This window comes from Streptomyces sp. NPDC086989, assembly GCF_044745505.1.
Lineage (GTDB): Bacteria > Actinomycetota > Actinomycetes > Streptomycetales > Streptomycetaceae > Streptomyces.
Window position 1 is genome coordinate 330,324 of record NZ_JBIVAL010000009.1, and the last position, 19,227, is coordinate 349,550.

General features: G+C 73.9%; 14 protein-coding genes. 5 read left to right on the forward strand and 9 right to left on the reverse strand.

Features of this window, described 5'->3' with window-relative positions; translation table 11 throughout:
* Window positions 1-139: 139 nt before the first annotated feature.
* The gene (locus ACIPK4_RS23910; RefSeq protein ID WP_402315726.1) at window positions 140-1,147 is read left to right on the forward strand and encodes a cation diffusion facilitator family transporter; all 1,008 of its coding nucleotides are present in this window, start codon (window positions 140-142) and stop codon (window positions 1,145-1,147) included.
* 190 nt (window positions 1,148-1,337) lie between these two features.
* Window positions 1,338-3,527 (forward strand): catalase/peroxidase HPI, encoded by a 2,190-nt coding sequence (gene katG / locus ACIPK4_RS23915; protein WP_402315728.1) that lies wholly within the window; start codon window positions 1,338-1,340, stop codon window positions 3,525-3,527.
* 81 nt (window positions 3,528-3,608) lie between these two features.
* Here katG and ACIPK4_RS23920 read toward each other — a convergent pair whose 3' ends face one another.
* Window positions 3,609-5,996 carry a SpoIIE family protein phosphatase gene (locus ACIPK4_RS23920; RefSeq protein WP_402315730.1) on the reverse strand — a complete coding sequence of 796 codons (2,388 nt, stop codon included), beginning with the start codon at window positions 5,994-5,996 and terminating at the stop codon, window positions 3,609-3,611.
* A 158-nt stretch (window positions 5,997-6,154) separates the two neighbouring features.
* Here ACIPK4_RS23920 and ACIPK4_RS23925 point away from each other — a divergent pair, with 158 nt between their 5' ends.
* Together ACIPK4_RS23925 and ACIPK4_RS23930 are read left to right on the forward strand one after the other, a co-directional pair.
* A complete protein-coding gene (locus ACIPK4_RS23925; RefSeq protein ID WP_402315732.1) occupies window positions 6,155-6,502 on the forward strand; it encodes a GntR family transcriptional regulator in 348 nt (115 codons plus the stop codon).
* Window positions 6,499-7,455, forward strand: a complete 957-nt coding sequence (locus ACIPK4_RS23930) for a DUF1648 domain-containing protein (protein ID WP_402315734.1) — start codon at window positions 6,499-6,501, stop codon at window positions 7,453-7,455. The genes ACIPK4_RS23925 and ACIPK4_RS23930 overlap by 4 nt, the downstream gene beginning before the upstream one ends.
* 166 nt (window positions 7,456-7,621) lie before the next feature.
* Here ACIPK4_RS23930 and ACIPK4_RS23935 read toward each other — a convergent pair whose 3' ends face one another.
* The 5 genes from ACIPK4_RS23935 to ACIPK4_RS23955 all read right to left on the reverse strand — a co-directional run bounded on the left by ACIPK4_RS23935 (window position 7,622) and on the right by ACIPK4_RS23955 (window position 13,300).
* A complete protein-coding gene (locus tag ACIPK4_RS23935) occupies window positions 7,622-8,902 on the reverse strand; it encodes a molybdopterin molybdotransferase MoeA (RefSeq protein ID WP_402315735.1) in 1,281 nt (426 codons plus the stop codon).
* Between the two features lie 433 nt (window positions 8,903-9,335).
* Window positions 9,336-9,458, reverse strand: a complete 123-nt coding sequence (locus ACIPK4_RS23940) for a hypothetical protein (protein WP_376201066.1) — start codon at window positions 9,456-9,458, stop codon at window positions 9,336-9,338.
* A 118-nt stretch (window positions 9,459-9,576) separates the two neighbouring features.
* On the reverse strand, window positions 9,577-10,461 hold the full coding sequence (locus tag ACIPK4_RS23945; RefSeq protein ID WP_402315737.1) for a helix-turn-helix domain-containing protein: 885 nt from the start codon (window positions 10,459-10,461) through the stop codon (window positions 9,577-9,579).
* 88 nt (window positions 10,462-10,549) lie between these two features.
* Window positions 10,550-11,572: a hypothetical protein gene (locus ACIPK4_RS23950; RefSeq protein ID WP_402315739.1), complete on the reverse strand. Its 1,023-nt coding sequence runs from the start codon at window positions 11,570-11,572 to the stop codon at window positions 10,550-10,552.
* A gap of 177 nt (window positions 11,573-11,749) precedes the next feature.
* Entirely contained in the window at window positions 11,750-13,300 is a 1,551-nt protein-coding gene (locus tag ACIPK4_RS23955) for a DUF6056 family protein (protein ID WP_402315741.1), read from the reverse strand.
* Between the two features lie 326 nt (window positions 13,301-13,626).
* Here ACIPK4_RS23955 and ACIPK4_RS23960 point away from each other — a divergent pair, with 326 nt between their 5' ends.
* The gene (locus tag ACIPK4_RS23960; RefSeq protein WP_402315743.1) at window positions 13,627-15,123 is read left to right on the forward strand and encodes a hypothetical protein; all 1,497 of its coding nucleotides are present in this window, start codon (window positions 13,627-13,629) and stop codon (window positions 15,121-15,123) included.
* A 20-nt stretch (window positions 15,124-15,143) separates the two neighbouring features.
* On the opposite strand, the gene ACIPK4_RS23965 is transcribed toward ACIPK4_RS23960, so the two are convergent.
* The 3 genes from ACIPK4_RS23965 to ACIPK4_RS23975 all read right to left on the reverse strand — a co-directional run bounded on the left by ACIPK4_RS23965 (window position 15,144) and on the right by ACIPK4_RS23975 (window position 18,988).
* Entirely contained in the window at window positions 15,144-15,608 is a 465-nt protein-coding gene (locus ACIPK4_RS23965; RefSeq protein WP_402315744.1) for a hypothetical protein, read from the reverse strand.
* A 181-nt stretch (window positions 15,609-15,789) separates the two neighbouring features.
* On the reverse strand, window positions 15,790-17,898 hold the full coding sequence (locus ACIPK4_RS23970; protein WP_402315745.1) for a PIG-L family deacetylase: 2,109 nt from the start codon (window positions 17,896-17,898) through the stop codon (window positions 15,790-15,792).
* 499 nt (window positions 17,899-18,397) lie between these two features.
* The gene (locus ACIPK4_RS23975) at window positions 18,398-18,988 is read right to left on the reverse strand and encodes a hypothetical protein (protein WP_402315747.1); all 591 of its coding nucleotides are present in this window, start codon (window positions 18,986-18,988) and stop codon (window positions 18,398-18,400) included.
* Between the last annotated feature and the right edge of the window lie 239 nt (window positions 18,989-19,227).

Consider the following 19,227-nt stretch of genomic DNA (forward strand, 5'->3'; position numbering starts at 1 on the left):
GGCCGCCGCCGCGGCCGACCTCAGACCTCGTGCCGTGATCCCCACGCGGCTCCCGCATGGGCGGCAGCGCGGCGGGCAGGCGCGACGGCATGGGCCACCGCGTCACCACTACGTCATCCCCCACGGCTCCGGAGGGAACATGACCCAGACCGAGGCGAGGACGGGCGGGGCAACCCCCGCCGAACGGGACACCGAGACGCGTCTGACCGTCTGGGTGGCCCTCGCGGCGAATCTGGTCATCTGCGTGGCCAAGGCCGTCGGCGGCGTCTTCGCGGCCTCTCCCGCGCTGCTGTCCGAGGCCGCCCACTCGGTGGCCGACAGCCTCAACGAGGTGTTCCTGCTGGCCTCGGTCAGGCGCAGCCGGCGTCCGGCCGACCGGCGCCACCCGTTCGGCTACGGCAAGGAGCGCTTCTTCTGGTCGCTGCTCGCCGCCGTCGGCATCTTCGTCACCGGCGGCTGCTTCTCGGTGTTCCAGGGCATCGAGGCGTTCCGCTCGGGCGGCAACGAATCCCATGAGGGATATCTGGTCGGCTTCGCCGTGCTCTTCGTGGCGCTGCTCGCCGAGGGGGCCTCCCTCCTGCGCGCCGTCCGGCAGGTCCGCGCCGCGGCCGCGGCGGCCGGGCACGGCATGCGCGAGGAGGTCCGGGCGGGCCGGGACCCGGCGCTGCGCACCGTCCTGGCGGAGGACAGCACGGCCTGCGCCGGCGTCCTGCTGGCGATGGCGGGGATGGGCCTGCACATGGCCACCGGGCAGGTGGCGTACGAGGCGTGCGCCTCGATCCTGATCGGTGTCCTGCTGGTGTACGTGGCGTACACGCTGGGCAAGGGTGCGCGGGCCCAGCTGATCGGGGAGGCGGCCGATCCCGCCGTACAGCGGGGGGTGCGGGAGCTGCTGGGGCGCCAGCCGGAGATCGACTCGGTGACCTCCCTGCTGACGATGCGCACGGGCCCGGACTCGGCGCTGCTGGCCGCGGGCATCGACCTGACTGCCGGGTACGACAGTGAGACCGTCGAGGACGCGATGGTCCGCATCAAGTCCGAGCTGAAGAGGCGCTGGCCCGAGCTGGACCAGGTGTTCCTCGACGTGACGGACGCCGCGTCGGCCCGCCGGGCGGCCGCACCCGACGGAGCCGCGCCGGGGCCCTGACGCCCGCCCGCGCCGGGGGCCACCCGTCCGGGGGCGGATCACGATGATCTGAATTACCACCTTTTTCTGAATTCCGCAGTGGCCGGGAGAGTTCTGCGTGTTCTCGTCGCCGTGCGGTCCGCGGTGCGCGACCATAACGGACGCCCAGCAGTCAGCAGAAGGAAACACCGAGACAGGAAGAAGGGCGGACGTGTCCGGCAGCGAAAGCGAGAACCCAGCAATCCCCTCCCCGACCCCCGCGCCGACTCGACCACGAACGAACCAGGACTGGTGGCCGAATCAGCTGGACCTCCAGGTTCTCCACCAGCATTCGCCCCTTTCCGATCCGATGGGCGCGGACTTCGACTACGCGCAGGAGTTCGCGGGCCTCGACGTCGACGCGCTGAAGCGGGACGTCTTCGAGGTCATGACGGCGTCCCAGGACTGGTGGCCCGCCGACTACGGCCACTACGGGCCGCTCTTCATCCGGATGAGCTGGCATGCCGCGGGCACGTACCGGATCGCCGACGGCCGGGGCGGCGGCGGGGCCGGCGCGCAGCGCTTCGCCCCCCTGAACAGCTGGCCGGACAACGCGAGCCTGGACAAGGCACGCCGTTTGCTCTGGCCGGTCAAGCAGAAGTACGGACCGAAGATCTCCTGGGCCGACCTGCTGGTCTTCGCCGGCAACTGCGCAATGGAATCGATGGGGTTCAAAACGTTCGGATTCGGATTCGGGCGGCAGGACACCTGGGAACCCGAGGAAATCTTCTGGGGGCCCGAGGACACCTGGCTGGGAGACGAGCGCTACAGCGGCGACCGGGAACTCACCGGCCCCTTCGCCGCCGTGCAGATGGGTCTGATCTACGTCAATCCCGAAGGGCCCAACGGAAATCCGGACCCGTTGGCCGCGGCCCGCGACATCCGCGAGACGTTCAAGCGAATGGCGATGAACGACGAGGAGACGCTCGCGCTCATCGTGGGCGGTCACACGTTCGGCAAGTGCCACGGCGCGGTCGATCCCGGGTACATCGGCCCGGAACCCGAGGCGGCCCCCCTCGAACAGATGGGCCTCGGCTGGAAGAACACGTTCGGCAGCGGCAAGGGCGTCCACTCGCTCACCAGCGGGCTCGAGGGTGCGTGGACCACGGAGCCGACGAAGTGGGACAACGGCTACCTGGACAACCTGTTCGGATACGAGTGGGAGCTGACGACCAGCCCCGCCGGCGCCCAGCAGTGGAAGCCCACGGATCCGGCGGCCCAGGACATCGTGCCCGACGCCCACGACCCGGCGAAGCGGCACGCCCCGATGATGCTGACGACGGACCTCGCACTGAAGGTGGATCCGGTCTACGCGCCGATCGCCAAGCGCTTCCACGAGAACCCGGACCAGCTCGCGGTCGCGTTCGCCAAGGCCTGGTACAAGCTGCTGCACCGCGACATGGGGCCGCTCTCGCGTTACCTCGGCCCCTGGATCCCCGAGCCGCAGCTGTGGCAGGACCCCGTTCCCGCGGTTGACCACCCGCTGGTCACGGACGAGGACGTCGCCGCCCTCAAGGGCAGGATCCTCTCCTCGGGGCTGTCCGTCCCCCAGCTGGTCACCACCGCCTGGGCGTCCGCGGCGAGCTTCCGCGGCACCGACAAGCGCGGCGGGGCCAACGGGGCCCGGATCCGGCTCGCGCCGCAACGGGACTGGGCTTCCAACGCCGTGCCCGAGGTGGCTCAGACGGTGCAGACCCTCGACGGGATCCGGCAGGAGTTCAACGACACGGCGGCGGGCGGGACGAAGGTGTCCCTCGCCGACCTGATCGTCCTGGGCGGGTGCGCCGCCGTCGAGCGGGCCGCGAAGGACGCCGGGCACGACATCACGGTTCCGTTCGCGCCGGGGCGTACGGACGCCTCGCAGGAACAGACCGACGTGGAGGCGTTCGCCGTGCTCGAACCCCGGGCGGACGGGTTCCGCAACTACCTCCGGGAGGGCGAGAAGCTCTCGCCGGAGACCCTGCTGCTGGACCGCGCCAACATGCTGACCCTTACCGCCCCCGAGATGACGGTGCTGGTCGGTGGCATGCGGGCCCTGAACACCGGTTTCGGACAGTCCTCGCACGGCGTCTTCACCGAGCGGCCGGGGACGCTGACCAACGACTTCTTCGTCAACCTGCTCGACATGGGCACGGAATGGAAGGCGTCGGCCACCGCCGAGAACGTGTTCGAGGGTCGCGATCACGCCACCGGCGAGGTGAAGTGGACCGCGACCGCCGTCGACCTCGTCTTCGGTTCACACTCCCAGCTCCGGGCCCTGTCGGAGGTGTACGGGTCCGACGGCGGGCAGGAGCGCTTCGTACGCGACTTCGTGCGCGCCTGGGACAAGGTGATGAACCTCGACCGGTTCGACCTCCGCTGAACGTCTGCCCGGGGTCCCGGCCGGCCGCTCCCCGGCGGGCCGGGCCCCCGGGCGCCGCCCGTCCGATCCGCCCGCAGGAGCTCAGTCCTCGGGTACGTGGATGTCCATGACGCACACGTCGTCCCGCCCGACGGGCTGCAGGGCCGCCAGGAGCTGCGCCAGCGGCTCGGGGGAATCCCCGCCCATGGCGCGGGCGGCGGCCTCCGCGAGCCGGTCGAGTCCGCGGTCCATGTACTCCCCCGGTACTTCGATGAGCCCGTCGGTGTACAGGAGCAGGTGGTCGCCCGGTTCCAGCCGCAGCGTCTCCTCCGCGTACGCGGAGTCGAAGGACGCCCCGAGGAGGTTCCCCTCAGGCAGGGGCAGGAACCGTGCCACGCCGCCGCGCACCAGCAGGGGCGGCAGGTGCCCGGCGCGGGCCCAGGTCAGCAGCCGGTCCGCCGGCCGGTACCGGGCCATGACCATGGTGGCGGTGGTGGCGGACGAGGGGTCCGCGGCCGTGTGCAGCAGGAGCGAGTTGAGCCGGCGCATGGCATCGGGCAGGGACGATCCGGTGATGATCATGCCCTTGGCGGTGAACCGCAGCTGGGCCATGGTGCCGACGGCGTCCAGTCCGTGCCCGGCGACATCACCGACGACGAAGAGGGCGCCCTTGTCCGGGAGTTCGATGGCGCTGTACCAGTCGCCCCCGACGTTCACGCCGGTGTCCGAGGGTGCGTAGGCGATGTCGACGCGCAGCCCCACCAGGTCGATCGACTGCTCGGGGATGGGCAGCAGGGCGTGCTGGAGGCGTGCGGCGATGGCCCGTTCGGCCTGCAGCACGCCTTCCTGGATGAGTACGGACCGCTCGCTCTCCCGCAGGGCGAGCTCCGCGCCCCGCTGGGCGGAGAGGTCCTGGAAGAAGCCGTGCACCTCGACGGGGGCGCCGTAGGCGTCCACCTCGGCTTCGGCGACGATGCGCAGGTGCCGGACCCCGTCCTCGGTGCCGATGCGGAACGGCTGGTCGATCGGGGACCCGTCGCCCAGCAGCCGCCGCACGGCCGCGGCGAGCGCCGGCCGGTCCTCCGGTACGACGTGCTCGGGGAGCTCCTCCATCCTCATGGGCCCCCGCTCGGGCGCCCGGTCGAAGATGGCGTACAGCTGCTCCGACCAGTCGATCGTGTCCGTGGTCAGGTTCCAGTCGGCCCAGCCGAGGTTGCCCAGGCGCTGCATGGTGGCGAGGCGGCGGGCCTCGCGCGCTCCGATGTCGTGGCGGACCCACGAGACGACCAGCCGGCCGGCCAGCCGGGTCGCGCGGACGGAGTAGACGGACGTCTCGGGAACGCCCGCGACCACTTCCCGGTACGGGAACGGCTCGCCGTCGTAGGTGACACCGGTGGCCAGCGCGTCGCTGTAGCCCTGCCACAGGGCCGTGCCCGCCACGGTGGGATAACTCTCCAGGACGCGCCGGCCCACGAGTTCCTTCCCGCGGCGGCCCGCCACGTCCGTCGACTCCGGGGCCGCCGCCTCGATCAGGTAGTCCTCCACCTCTCCGGCCGGGGAACGCAGGGGCGAGAGGAGGACGGCCGCCCCCGGCAGGGTGTCGAAGACCGTCTGGACCGCGGCCACCTCGTCCTGCGCCGGATCGGCGTCGCGGCGCTCGAAGACCCGCAGGGAGCCGCCGCACAGCTGTACGGCCTGCCGGAGCAGCTCCTGGTCGGCGTCGTCGAAGGGGACGGGGGCCGCGCGGAAGAACCCGATGGCGGTGGTGACCGGCCGCCCGCCCGGGACGGGGATCCACGCGCGGGCGGGCCAGCGCTCCGGCGGGCCGATGAGCTGGTAGCGCGCGGCGTCCCGTTCCGGGTCCGTCAGCCAGAGCGGCTCACCCGAACCGATCACCTCCAGGGCGGCGACGCCGGCCAGCGGCGGAACGTCGCGCCACTGGGCGGCCAGGGCGGCGTCGATCCCCGCGTGGCCGAGGAGCCGCAGCTTCCCGGCCCCGTCCAGCCGGTAGATCATCACGCCGTCCACGCCGAGCGGGGCGCGCAGTGCCTCGTGCAGGATCTCCGCCGTGTCGCCGGCGCTGCGGGCGCCCGCCAGCGAGACGGCCAGGCCGGCCAGCAGCAGGTGCGGGGCGGCGTTGTCGCGTTCGGCCGGGGGGAGCGGACCCACACCTGTCGGATCCGTGGCCCGGCTCTCCGCGCGGGGCTGCGGGTCGGGCCGCGACCGCACCGAGCCGAGGGTGATCCAGCACTCTTCCAGGAGCGTCCTGTCCCCGCGCACGGCCCCCTGGACCAGTGCCTCGTGGGCGGCCTCCGCGGACAGTCCGTCCAGGGCCATCAGGACGCCCGTGGCACGCTCCAGCACCGCCGCGGACGCGCCGAGGCCCTCCAGGTCCGCCACCTCGGCCCGCAGCCTGGCCACGACCCTCGCCAGGGCGATTACCTCGGGCGACGCGCTGTCGCCGGATGAGGGCGTCGGATCTTTCTCCACGCTACGAGCATGTCATGACCGCGGTGCGGCCGGGACCGGCTGCCCACATACGCGCCAGCCGGGCGGTGCATTCCGGCATCCCGACCTCGCGGAACGCGTCGGGGCCGGAACGGCACCAGGCGCCAAATGAACCAGATGGTGCTAGCTTCATTAGCATCATGTTGCTGAGGCTGAACATCGCGGACAACCGCCCCCTCCACGAGCAGGTGGCCGGGGCCGTCCGGCGCGCCATCGCCGAAGGCGAGTGCGGGCCGGGCGACCGGCTGCCGCCCGCACGGGACTTGTCGCAGGCCCTGGGCGTCAACACGAACACCGTCCTGCGGGGGCTGCGCGCGCTGCGCGACGAAGGGCTGCTGGAGTTCCGCCGGGGCCGCGGAGTGACCGTGGCCGACGGGGCCGACGGGCGGTCGGCGCTGCTGGAGCGGGTGCGGCAACTGGTGGCCGACGGGGCGCGCCTGGGATACGGCAGGGCCGAGCTCATACAGATGATCAAGGAGACGCAGTGAAGGACCACGGGGGATCCACGGGCGGGTTCGCATGGGGGACGGCCGCCTGGTCGGCCGGGATACTCACCTTGCTCGTGGCGCTGCCGCCGATGGCGCGCAGCGGGTTACGGGACCGGCTGGCCACGCACTGGGGGGCGTCCGGGCAGCCCGACGGATCGCTTCCGCTCTGGGCGGCCGTACTGGTGCCGGCCGCGATCTGGACCGTCCTCGTCGTGACTGCCGTGCTGTGGCGGGCGGCGCGCCGCCTGCGCGGGGCGGTCCTGGCCTCCGGCGGGGTGCTGCTCGCCGGGGCGCAGGCCTCCATCGTGTGGGCGAACCTCCGTCACCCCGACTGGCACGACGCGGACCCGGTGACCGTGGGCGCGGTCGCCACCGTGGTGGCCGCGTTCGCGGCCGGCGCGGTGGGGGTGCTGACGAGCCGTCGGCCCGTCGCTCCCGCGGCGCCGGGCCGGGGCCCGCGGATGGACATTCCCGAGGGGGAGCGCCGGGTGTGGCTCTCCCGTACGGCGAACCCGTGGCTGAGCCTGCTCGCCGCCGTCACCGGCGCCGTCGCGCTGGCCGCGCTGCTCGTGGGGATCGGGGGTCCGGCGGAGCCGGTGTGGTCGCTGATCGCACCGTTCGCGGTGGTCTCGATCGCGGTGCTGGCCTGTTCCTCGGTACGGGTACGGGTCGCCGAGCGTGGGCTCGACGTGGCGTTCGGGCCGTTCGGCTGGCCGGTACGGCACTGGGACGCGGCGGACATCGAGTGGGCGCGGGCCGAGGACCGGACGCCGGCGCAGGTCGGCGGCTGGGGCTACCGGCTCAGCGGCCTCGGCGTGACGGTGATGCTGCGCAGCGGCGCATGCCTGGTGATCCGGTCCGGGGGAAGGGACTTCGCGGTCAGCGTGGACGACGCCGAGCGGGGCGCCGCCCTGCTGAACTCCCTGGCCGGGCCCCGGGCCCGCCGGCCCTGAGCCCGTCCGGCTGGTCGGAAGGCCCCACAGACACGGCCCGAGCCGGCCTCTTCCCAAGCAATCACCCGGAGATGGTCGAGCCCTTGCCGCAGGTGCAGGACGGCGCGTGCGCGTGCGCGTACGGACCGCGGAGCCGCTGCCGGAGCAGCCGTACCGTTCGCCGGGGTCAGCCGGTGGTCAGGAGGAGCGGCGCCGGGCTGCCGTCGGTCCAGTCCGGCGGGATGGCGGCGAGCGCGTCGCCCACGGCGGCGCCCCGCAGGAACGCCGAGCGGTGCCCGTCGGCGATCTCGGCTCCGTCGCCCTCCCAGGTGACGGGCACCAGCCGGGTCAGTCCCGGGGCAGGCCGCAGCCGCCCCCGGACGGGGGCGTGCGGCAGGGGGGCGAGGGCGCGGCCGGACAGGCCCGCGATCAGCGGGCCGAGCAGGGTGCGGGCGGCGACCAGGGCGGCGTACGGATTTCCCGGCAGCCCCACCACCCAGCGGCTCGGGGCGAGTCCGACCGCTTCGGCGCGGTTGAGCGCTTCGGCGTGCTGCGGCGGTTCGGCGCGTCCGGACAGTTCGGCGAGCAGCATGGGGTGTCCGGGCCGGCAGGCGACGGTGTCGACGACCATCCGCGCCCCGACCCCGCCGAGCAGTCGGCGCAGCTGATCGGTGGCGCCGACGGAGGTGGAGCCCGTGACCACGACGACGTCGGCCTCCACCGCCGTGCGCAGCGCATCGGCCAGCCGTCCGGCCGGCCGGTCTCCGACGTGGCGCACCGGGCCGCACTCGCCGCCGAGTTCGGCGACCAGGGCCGGGACGAGCGGCCCGAGGGCGTCGCGCACCCGCCCGCGTACGGGGACGCCCGACCGGTCCAGCTCGTCGCCGGTCACCAGTACGGCGACCCGGGGGCGCGGCCGCACCGTCAGGGTGTCGTGGCCGCAGGACGCGGCGAGCCCGAGCAGCGCCGGACCCACCCGGCTGCCCGCCGGTGCGAGGCGGCTGCCCGCCGGGGCGTCCTCGCCCGCGCGCCGGACGTGCCGGCCCGGCGCCGGCGCGGGTCCCGACACCCGGCCGTTCTCCGCGGCCCGCACGGACTCCAGCGGCAGCACGGCACGCGCCCCTGCGGGCACCTGCGCGCCCGTGGAGATCTCCACGCACTCCCCCGCACCGAGTACGCCGTTCCAGGCGACCCCGGCCCGGACCGCCGCCCGCACCCGCCAGGGACCGGAACCGGCCACGGCGTATCCGTCCATGGCGGAGGTGTCGAACGGCGGGAGCGGATGCAGGGCGGCCAGCGCCTCGGCCAGCGTGAGCCCGGCGGCCTCGCCGAGCGGCACGGTCCTGGCACCCGCCGGCCGCGCGGCGCCGTGCGCCAGGACCCGGGCCCGGGTCCAGGACACCGGCCGGGTGTCCGGCGGGATGCGGGGTGGGGAAGCGGGCTGGGCGGCGACGGTAGCGGAGGGCATGCGTCCGACTGTCCACCGCATGCGTTTCCGCCTCCGACCGACCGCGTTGCGCTCGCGCTCCGATCGCCTCACGGTTCCTGCCGCGGCCGCGTGAGGCCGCCCGCCCGCACCCCCCGCCCACACCTGCCGACGCACGTCACCCCGGCCGTGCCGGCGGCCGCCACCCGGCACGGCCGCGGCCGCCGTGGGCACTTCCTCGCCGCCGACCGCACCCGGCTACCGCTCCCCCGTGCGTCCGTCCCCGGGATCTTCTCGGCTTGGGCTGATCGACCACCTCCCCGACCCGCGCGCCGCCCTCCTGGAGCGAGCGCGCATCAGCACTGGCGACGGCCCGCGCTGGAGACGACGGGCCGGCGTCTGGACGCGTACGAGGACACCACGGCCCACTTCCTGGCCCGCGCCGTCCGGCGCGGCCGACGGCTGACGGGCGGAGTCAGCGGCCGTCCGGTCCGCCGCCCTCGCGACGCCTGCGGTTGCGCCGGCCGAGCGCCCCCACCAGACCGATCAGCCCGCCCGACAGCGCGCCGGCCACGAGAATGCGCAGCAGGTCTTCCATCTCGTACTCCCTCTCCTCCGGACCAGGTGCGCCACCGAGACGTACCTGATCAACCCGGAGGGGACGCTATCGACAGCCGTAGGGGGCGGCTTGGAAAAATCTGACCTCGTGCCCCACCTCACAGGGCGATGGCCCCCTCCGTGACACGGGCGGCCGCCATCCGGCCGGGCGTGGTGCCGGCCAGCGCACGGAACTCGCGGTTGAGGTGGGCCTGGTCGTAGTAGCCGCACGCGGCAGCCACCGCGGAGAGGTCCGCGCCCTCACGGGTCAACAGCCGTACCGAGCGGTGGAAACGCAGGACCCGGGCGGACATCTTGGGCGACAGACCCACCTGTTCGGTGAACCGCCGGACCAGATGGCCCTGACTCCAGCCCACTTCGGCCGCGATCCGCCCCACCGGCATCGCCCCGTCGGCGCGCAGCAGCAGCCGCCAGGCCTGTTCCACCTCGGGCGCGGGATCCGGGCCGCGCGCGATCCGCGCCGACAATGCGAAGTCGAGGAGGTCGAACCGGGCAGCCCAGTCGGTGGTGGCCGCCAGCCGCTCGGCCAGCACCTCTGATCCCGGGCCGAGGGCGTCGCGCAGTCCGACCACCCGGTTGGTCAGCTCGCGCATCGGGACGGCGAACAGCCGGTAGGCACCCAGCGGGGTCAACTCGATCCGGATCGCCTCCTGGCCACCGGGGTGGTCACACTCCCGGGGCCCGTCCTCCAGGCCCGCGACCAGCGAGCCGGTCACCTGGCCGTTCGCCTCCGAGGCCCCCAGCCGGCGGACCTGCGCGAACGGCTCCCCCAGGCTGATCAGCACGACCGCCCGCCCCGTGGGGACCAGCCGCACCCGGTAGGACGAGGCCGCGGCCTCCCAGTATCCGGCGTAACTGTGCACGTACGGCCGCAGTGGGGCGGGCCACGGCCGGGTCACCCGCCACCGGTCCCCCACCCGGGTCATCTCGACCCCCCGCGCCCCGGCGGGAACCGAGGGGTCGATGGAATCAGTGCGTCGCATGAGCTGGCTCCCCCCTTGCCGCGACCGGACCGACTCCTGTGAACAGTACGGCCGGACCGGCCTCTCCACCGTCAGGCGCAGGTGACCGTCAGGCGCAGGTGACCGTCACCTGCCCGGTGCCGCCGTTGCCGGAGAAGTCGAGCGTGAAGTGGCCGTTCGGAGGCAGTTGTTCGGCCCTGCCGCCCAGCGTGATCTCCTGCGAGGCGTCCGCGGCGAGGGAACCGCTGCTCGGACTGGCGGTGACCCCGGCGGGCAGCCGGCCGACCGTCCAGTTCAGCTTGCCGCCACCGCTGTTGCGGATCGTGACGGCGTGCGGCCACTCGCCGTTCGCGCAGAACTCCTGGACGCCGGCCGGACGCAGCGTCAGTACCGGTACGGCGACCGGAGCAGGGGAGCCGGACGGCTTCGGCTGCGCCGACGGAGTTGTCCGGGGCGGTGCGGCGCTGCCGGTGCCGCTGCTACTGCGGGCGGAGGGCTGGGCGGCGACGGGCGTCGGCGAGGCGGGGGCGCTCGCGCCGGCAGCGGGCGACGGGCTGCTGCTCCCGGCGGGATCCGAAGGGGCGGGGGCGGCCGGTACGGCGGCGGTGGGCGTCGCCGCGGCCTGCGGCACGAGGGTGGCCGGGTCATGCCCCAGCTGCCGGCCGAGGAACGCTCCTCCCACGGTCACCACCATGACACCACCGATGATCAGCGCCATGGTCTTCGGCTTCTTCTTGGCACGCTTCTGACGCGACTTGTCGTCCGGATGCCCGGTACGCCCGCCCTGGACGATGATCCCGTCGCCGACCGCCCGCGGATCGTCCTGCTTCGGACCGATCGCCCGCGGATCATCCTGCTTCGGACCGATCGCCCGCGGATCATCCTGCTTCGGACCGATCGCCCGCGGGTCATCCTGCTTCGGACCGATCGCCCGCGGATCGTCCTGCTTCGGACCGATCGCCTGCGCCGAGTGGGAGTCCGGCGCCTGGTGCCCTCCCTGCACGATGATGCCGTCGCCGCCCGCTCCCGGGGTGGGGTCGGTGAAGCCTCCGCCGGTGCCCGGGACGTGTGCGTGGGCCGCCGTGTCGTTCTCCGGACGCGGCACGTCCGGCTCGCCTCTGCCGTCACTCATGGCTCGGAATCCCCCTTCGTCACATGACGATCGGTCGGAAACAGGTCTCGGCGTCATGGGCCCGGCCCGTGACGGCGCGCTGTTCCCACTGAGCCACTCCGCGGCGACGGAGTCCAGCCCGGGGACGTGACGGCAACGTCCCGATCCCGTACCAACCACCGGGACGAACGGAACGGCTCAGAGGCGGTGGATACGGTCGATGCCGTACCACTTCGAGACACAGGCGGCGACCCAGTCCCGCGGGTAGGCCGAGGTGAAGAACGGCTCGGCCAGGCTCCCGATGTACAGGGGCCGGTACCCGACGTCGGTGGCGCCGTGTGCGACCTCGGTCCGGATGCGGGAGTCCTGGGCGTCCCAGGCGGCCGCACGGGTGACCGTCGCCGTGGTGAGCTGCTGGACGCCGGGGACGAGTACCGCCAGGCCGGCCAGCGCCAGGCCTGCCGCGGCCACGACGGCGGCCACGACGGCGGACGGCCCCGCCGCGCCGGGGGTCCGCCGGCCGGCGAGCCACCGGCCGGCCCGCTCCCCCAGCAGGGCCCCGTACGCGCAGAGGGCCAGCTCCATCGGGACCAGGTAGTTCGTCCAGGCCCGCGCGTACGTCCAGCCGTTCGGCCCGTATCCGCTGCGCAGGCCCACCACCACGGCGAACGATCCCAGCACGACCACCGGGACGGGGAGCAGCAGTACGGCGGCCCGCACCGTCCGCGGTGCTCCGGCACGCCACCGCATTCCGGGCGGACCCGTCCGCCGGCCCACCGCCAGACCGAGGAGGACGCCGACCGCGGCGGCGCCGAGGTAGGCCCACTGGCCGGTGACGGCGTCCCACATGCGCAGCCAGTCCCGTACGGCTTCCCGCAGTTCGCCCGGGGACAGTGCGGACTCCCCGGCCGGCTGCTGGGCCCGGCGCCACCGGGCGCCGGGGGACGTGTAGAGGACGATCAGACCGCAGACGAGCCCGCCGCACCACAGTGCGCACCAGGTAAACGGATGCCAGGACCGTGCCAGTTTGAGGCGGGGCAGCGCCAGCAGGGCCGCTCCGGCCGCGAGCAGACCGCTGACGAGGGCGAACGGTTCACTCAGGGTGCCGAGCCCGCACCCGATGAGGAACGCGGCGGCGAAGCCGGCCGCACGGACCGCGGCCCGGGGATGGCGGACGGTCCGCACGGCCAGGAGGAGCGCCCACACCCCGATCACGCTGGGAACGGTGTGCGAAATGGTGGCGGGGGCCCACAGCAGTACCTGGTAGCTGCGCGGTCCGGCGTAGTAGAGCACCGCCTGGACGACCAGGGCGCAGGCGAGCACGAGCGGCACCGGGGGGCGTGCACCGAGGAGGCGGACGAACCGGCACCCCAGCAGGACCAGGCCGACCGTGAAGGAGACGGCGATGACGGTGGGCAGGACCTTGACTCCGGCGAATCCGTCGCCGTAGACGACGCCGCTCAGGAAGGCGTTGGCGATCCGGCCGTTCTGGGTCAGGTAGAAGTCGGATGTGATGCCGAGTACGCCCAGGTCACGGGATTTCCAAGCGGCACACCAGTCGTCCGAGGTGGGGCGCAGGTAGAGGCCGAGGAAGCACCCGACGGCGATCAGCGCCCCGGCCGCCGCCACGAGGGTGGCGCCCGCGACGGGCAGCAGCCGCCCGCGCAGGTACGGGCGACGGTCGCCGGCCCGGGCCGCTCGGGGGGAACGGGTCGGGCGGTCCTCGCACTCGGTCGAAACAGTGCCCATGCACCAGTCCTTCGCTGCGGCGTTCGATCGGACCGATGGCCGATGCCCCCGCCGTACCCGGTCGTGGGAGGGCCCGGTCGGTCGTGGGAGGGTCCGGTCGGTCGTGGGAGATCCCGGTCGGTCGTGGGAGGGTCCGGTCACTCCAATGTGCACGGTTCGCCGCACACCGGCATCCGAGAGCCGGCCCGGCCCCCGCCGTGACGGCGTCGTGGTTCCGGTCCGGGGTCACCCGGGCGGCGGTCTGTCGTGGCGGGGTCCGAACGGCTCGTCCACGATGGGGATTCCGGAGGTCCGCGCCGCCCGCCGGCCCGGCGGAAGGAGTGGTGATGCCTGCTCTCCGGCTCGTTCGCTGGACGGTGGCGCTGTCCGTGGCGGTGGTCACGGCGTCCCTCGCGGGCGTCGCTCTTCCGGTGCGCGGCGCGGGAAGTCCGGTCGGACGACCCGCCCGCGAGGCACCGCCGGTGTGGTTCGTGCGGCCCCTGGGACACCAGAGCCACGGCGATGCCGAGGGCAACTACGCGCCTCTGTCGATGCTCGTCACGCCCACCGCCGGTCTGCTCTCCAACACGACCGCCACCGAGGGCATAGCCCCGTCCCTCGCCCAGGGCGCCCGGTACATCGGCGGGAGCAACGTCCTGGTGCTGCCGTCCGGCCGGTGGAAGTACCTCCCCGCCCACAGGACGGCGTCGGCCCTGGTGGCCCCCGACGACGCGGGGGCCCGGGCGCAGATCGCGCAGAGCCGGGCCTGGCTGGCGGCGGGCCGCGTCCCGGGCGGTTCGCCCGCCCAGCGCGAGGCGGCCGGGCGGGCCCTGCTGACCATGCGCGCCCTGCTCCGGCCGAACGGGGCCATGGCCGCGGGATGGACCCCCGGCTGGATGTACTCCTGGCCGCGGGACTCCGCCTTCGCCGCCGCCGCGTTCGCGCACACCGGCCACGATGCCGAGGCCCACCGGATCCTGCGCTACAGCGCCGCGACCCAGCGGGCGGACGGCACCTGGGAGGCCCGGACGAAACTCGACGGCTCCGGCCCGCCGGACGGCAGGCCGTGGCAGCTCGACGCGAACGGCTGGATCCCCTGGGCCGCCTGGCAGTGGTACCAGACGGCGCCCCGCAGCGACCGCCGCGCCCGGCTGACCGCCCTCTACCCGATGATCCGCAGGGCGGCCGACCGTGCGGCGGCCTCCCTGGGGGCGGACGGGCTGCCCCCGGCTTCACCGGACTACTGGGAGCTGATGACGACCACGGCCAACATCGGCACGGCCGCGCCCCTGCTGGCCGGTCTCAACGCGTCCGCGGACCTGGCCCGGGAGGTGCACCGGCCGGACGACGCGGCGCACTGGGCCGACGCCGCCCGGCGGCTTTCGTCCGGGATATCCGCGAAGTTCGCGCCTCTGGGATACCAGCGCACCGTCGACGGACGGCACGGCCGCGACAGCGCCGCGGCGTTCATGGCGCCGCCCTTCAACACGGCGCCGGGCGACCTGCCGCGCGCCCTCGACGCCACGTACGAGGCCCTGCTCCTGCCCAACGGCGGTCTCACGCCCGGAAACGATGCGACGGCGCCCTGGGGCGGGACCGCCTGGACGCCCAGCACCTCGTTCTTCGCCCTCGCGTGGGCCGCCACGGGGAAGACCGCGAAGGCCGGGCGGGTGCTGGACTGGGTCCTGTCCAAGCGGAACTTGCTCGGTGAGCTGCCCGAGAAGGTCGACGCGGCGGGAAGTCCGTCCTCCGTCGCTCCCTTGGCGTGGACGGGCTCGATCGTCGTCCTCACCCTGGTGGCTCTCGACGGCGGGGCGCTCCCCACTCCGCCCTCGCGGCCGTAGAGCGGCGCGCCGAGGGCGCCTCACACGGGCCCGGTCCCGTCACCGGGCGGCGGTGCGGTGCGCAGGCTCTCCAGCGCGGCGAGCAGGCGCCGGTACGCGAGCCGCTCCGCCAGCACCGCCCGCCGCAACGGGAGGTAGTGCGGGTCGTGCCGGATCCGGGCCTCCCGGGCGGCGGCGACGCGCAGCTCCCTGGCCCCTTCCACGTCGTGCATCGCGACGACGTACCCGACGTCGAGCAGCCGGTGGTCGAGCACCTCGGCGAAGGCCCGCTCCGCGAGCACGCCGAGCCGGTCGAGTCCGGCCAGGCAGCCCGAGGGGGCCGTCTCGGCGCAGGCCTCGTCGAGATCGCGGGTCAGGGCGCCGAGGGTCGCGCCGAGCTCCGGGTATCCCCAGGCGGGCGCGGTGTCGTTCCTGCACCCGGTGGCGAGGGCGCCGAGGGCCACGAAGGCGGCGACGGCGCGGAGCGTTCCCCCTGCCCCGCGCACGCGTCCGCGCGCGGTGGGGGAAGGGGTGGAAGGAGCAGGCATGGGAGCCCCGATCGCCCGTGGGTCAGATTCCGGCCGGCCGCACCGGCGGGGTGATCAGCCCGCGTCGCTCCGCGCGGTGGCCGTGGCCGCCATCCTCGCCCGCCCCGGTCCGCCCTGCCACCCGGATCCGGCTCAGCCCTCAGGAGGTGCGCGCGGCCTGGGTGAGGGTCGAGGGCGGGACCGCCCGGTGCCACGGGGACGGGGCCCGGCCGCCGGACGGCTCGGATCCGGCCGCGGGTACCTCCGTCACGATGTGCAGATCGGCGTCCAGGCCGAGGGCGGCCGCGACGGTCGTACCGGCCCGCTCGGCCACGCCGGCCGGGGCGCCCGTGTACAGCATCTGCGATTCCTGCCAGGACTGTGGGGCGTCCGCGCCGGTCACGCTGACCGTGCCCGCGCCCGCCCGGCCGGCGAGCAGGTGGCCGGCGACGCCGATCCCGCCGTACCCGCCGAGGCCGCCGGCCGCGGCGACCCGGGAGAACTGGGGCTCGGGCCCGTCCACGGTGGCCAGGCTCGTGCCGACGGAACCGGAGCCGGGCCGGCGGAAGAACAGGCGGACCCCGTCGCCTTCGGGGCGCACCGAGAGCACGCCCGTCGTCACCGGCAGCCCGGTGGCGAAGGGACCGCCGAACGGGGCACCCGGCGCCGGCTGGACCCAGGCCAGTACCGACCCCGCGGTGGCCGCGTAGACGTGGCGCCGTCCCGACCCGTCGGTCGCGGTCACCGGATCGCCGAGGAGGCCGGCGCCGCCGAGGTCCTGCCAGGTTCCGAACGCGCCGCCGGGGGCCGTCTGGGTCCGGGCGCGCAGTGTGCGCCGGGAGTCGCGTACGTACACGGTCAGCCGGCCTGCCGGATCGACGGCGACGGCCGTCCCGCTGATCGCCGAGGTGCCGGACAGGTCGGTCGTGTCCGGGGTGCCCAGGGACTGCCAGGGGCCGAACGCTCCGTCGGCCTTGGTCTGGACGGCGTACACGACGTCCCGGCCGTAGTGCTCGGGGCCCGGGCCGAGGGTGGTGCGGGTGGCGAACACCGCGATCCTGCCGTCGGGGAGCCGGACCACCGATGCGCCGGTGTCGATGCCGGCACCGGGAAGGAAGCGGGGGCCCTGCCAGGCGGCCTGCGGGCCGCTACGGGTCCAGTACGCCATCCGGCCGTCCAGCGCGGCGAAGGCCCACAGCCGCCCGGAGGCGCCCTCGGCCATCCAGGAGGTGCCGTCACCGCGGCTGTAGCGGATGGTCTGGTTCCAGCCGGCGCCGGTGGGCCTGGTCGCGGTCTTGCGGTCGCCGCAGCCGGCGGGGCTGCCGCACCAGTCCTGGTGGTCCGTCCATGCGTACGTCTTGAGGTAGCCGAGCTTCTCCTCGGCGGTCTGCGGGTCCAGCGTCGGGGGCAGCGAGCTGTTGGGGTAGCTCACGTAGTTCTGGACCGTGAAGTGCGGGCGGTCCGTGGACCGCGCGTAGAGCGCGGCGGCCGCCTGGACGAAGCGGGCGCCGTACATGTGGTCCTGGTGGTCGAGGAAGGTGCCCGCGGCCGTCCTGCCCGGGGTCGGGTCCTGCGTGCGTATCGTGGTCGGCTTGTACCGGGCGAACACGTCCGCGATGGCGGCCGTCACCTGTTCCCTGGTGTACGAGAACTCCTGCCTGACCGGTGTCCCGGACGTCAGCTGGGAGCCCAGGGCGGGGACCCTGCCGTCCCAGAGGCCGCGCAGGCTGTCCGGGTTGTCCCCGGAGATGCTGCGGGCCTCGCGGAGCTCCATCCACACCAGGTTGACTTCGGGCCGGGCGACGAGGACGTCCACCTCGGCGCTGCCGCCGCCGGCGGTGGGGACGGACCTGCGCTGCCACGCGCTGGTGCGGTCGCCGGTGGCCATCTGCGCGTAGGCCCCGCGTATGCCGTTCTGGCGGGCCTCCGCGTAGGCGGCGCGGTCGGCGGGTCCCGCGGCGTCGTCCAGGTGCGGGCTGTGGGCTTCGTTCCTGCCGTCGGACTCGCCGGAGGTCAGGTAGACGGTGGTGACCTTGATGCCGGTGGATATGGAACGGCTCAGGTCGGGGTTCATGAAGAACAGGTCGTCATCGGGGTGCGCGACGATCTGGAGGGTGGAGCCCTCGGTCACGCTCGGCCGCACCACGGCCTCGGGCGCCGCCTGCCGCCGCACGTCCCCGTGCCCGTAGGCCCAGCCCGTCACGCCGGCGGCGGCAACGGAGACCGCGGCGATCAGGGCCGCGAGGCGGGTGCGGCTGGCCAGGGACATCTACAGCGCCTTGGGGGTCGGTCCGGTGCGGAATTCCGCCTGGGAGTCGGTCGGTATCCCGATGGCTCCACTGCTCCCGGTCGACCGGGGCCGATTATGCCCCGCGCGTTTGCGGCTGACACACCATCAAGAGACATATGACCGAAACCCTGTTGAATAGCCGATATACCCGACTTGTCCCTTTTGTTCCAGACGGAGACACCCCCCGCCGCGGCGTGCCGCACCCGCCTGACGTGGGCCGATGGGCGGCCAACCGCCGCAACGCCCTCGACGCGTAGCCCGGCCGCCGCCCCGCCCGGCCGGCGCAGGTGTGAGGTTCCCTACAGCGCGGCCAAGGCCCTCTACCCGGCCGGCGGGGCCCCGACGGCCTCGTCGCCCAGAACGTGAAGGCGGTCAGCCTCTTCCACCACCGGACACGTACGCGGCAAGGTCGTCGCCACCGCCGCCCGACCGCCGCCCGACCGGCTGCGGTCGGGCGGCGGCAGAGTCGGCCAGCGGGTCAGTTCGAGATGTCGATGTGCATGTTGAAGCGGACGCCGGCGATGCGCACGAGCAGGTTGCCCTGGACCTTCCGCTTGGCGAGGGTGTCGCCGACCTGGCCCTTGCCGAGTGCGGCCTTGTTCTGGGGTGCGTGGCTGACGAAGTCGGTGAACACGCCGCCGTCGGCGAGGTCCCCGGCCGCCGACCACTCGTCACGGAGATCGCCGTACGCGCCGCGGTCCATCGGGGCGCCACCGAGGCCGAGATTGACGCGTTCCCCGCCCACGTAGGCGGCGGCGCACTGCTCGAGGACGGTGACGACCAGCGAATCCTTTAGGTCGCGGTCGTAGGTGATCCGAGTGAGCAGATCCGCCGCGTCCGCGTCCAGCTTCGCCTGACGGGCGTCCCGGGCGCCCGCTTTCACCAGGTCCTCCTGGTCGCTGAGGATCGTCTTGCGGGCCTCCACGAAGCCGTACTGCTTCTGCTGGGCGATCCTGATGGACGCAGCCCATTTCTCCGGGTCCACCCACTCCGGGTCGAAATCGATCTTCTCGCAGTACGCGATCAGATCCTTCTCCGCTTCCTCGTCGGAACCTGCGTACTCGGGCATGCGTCCCCCATCCCCTTCGGCGGTCGTTGCACGGACAACTTCGCACGGCCGCGGAAGCCGTGTCAGCCGTTCGCGACGGATCGTGACAGGGGGTGGCTCCAGGGGATTCCGAGACGGCCGGGCGCGGGTGCCGAGCACCCCCGTGACGGGCGCGGACGCGGGGGTGCACAATCGTTTACCCTGAGGGGTGAACAACCGTGCACCCCCCGGTGTCCCGCTCTCCTCCCCCGTCTGGAGCA

Excerpts from the sequence above, each read along its gene's own strand:
- ACIPK4_RS23910 (WP_402315726.1), top strand. The coding sequence starts at position 140 with ATGACCCAGACCGAGGCGAGGACGGGCGGGGCAACCCCCGCCGAACGG.
- ACIPK4_RS23925 (WP_402315732.1), top strand. The coding sequence starts at position 6,155 with ATGTTGCTGAGGCTGAACATCGCGGACAACCGCCCCCTCCACGAGCAG.
- ACIPK4_RS23935 (WP_402315735.1), bottom strand. The coding sequence starts at position 8,902 with ATGCCCTCCGCTACCGTCGCCGCCCAGCCCGCTTCCCCACCCCGCATC.
- ACIPK4_RS23940 (WP_376201066.1), bottom strand. The coding sequence starts at position 9,458 with ATGGAAGACCTGCTGCGCATTCTCGTGGCCGGCGCGCTGTCGGGCGGG.
- ACIPK4_RS23945 (WP_402315737.1), bottom strand. The coding sequence starts at position 10,461 with ATGCGACGCACTGATTCCATCGACCCCTCGGTTCCCGCCGGGGCGCGG.
- ACIPK4_RS23950 (WP_402315739.1), bottom strand. The coding sequence starts at position 11,572 with ATGAGTGACGGCAGAGGCGAGCCGGACGTGCCGCGTCCGGAGAACGAC.
- ACIPK4_RS23955 (WP_402315741.1), bottom strand. The coding sequence starts at position 13,300 with ATGGGCACTGTTTCGACCGAGTGCGAGGACCGCCCGACCCGTTCCCCC.
- ACIPK4_RS23960 (WP_402315743.1), top strand. The coding sequence starts at position 13,627 with ATGCCTGCTCTCCGGCTCGTTCGCTGGACGGTGGCGCTGTCCGTGGCG.
- ACIPK4_RS23970 (WP_402315745.1), bottom strand. The coding sequence starts at position 17,898 with ATGTCCCTGGCCAGCCGCACCCGCCTCGCGGCCCTGATCGCCGCGGTC.
- ACIPK4_RS23975 (WP_402315747.1), bottom strand. The coding sequence starts at position 18,988 with ATGCCCGAGTACGCAGGTTCCGACGAGGAAGCGGAGAAGGATCTGATC.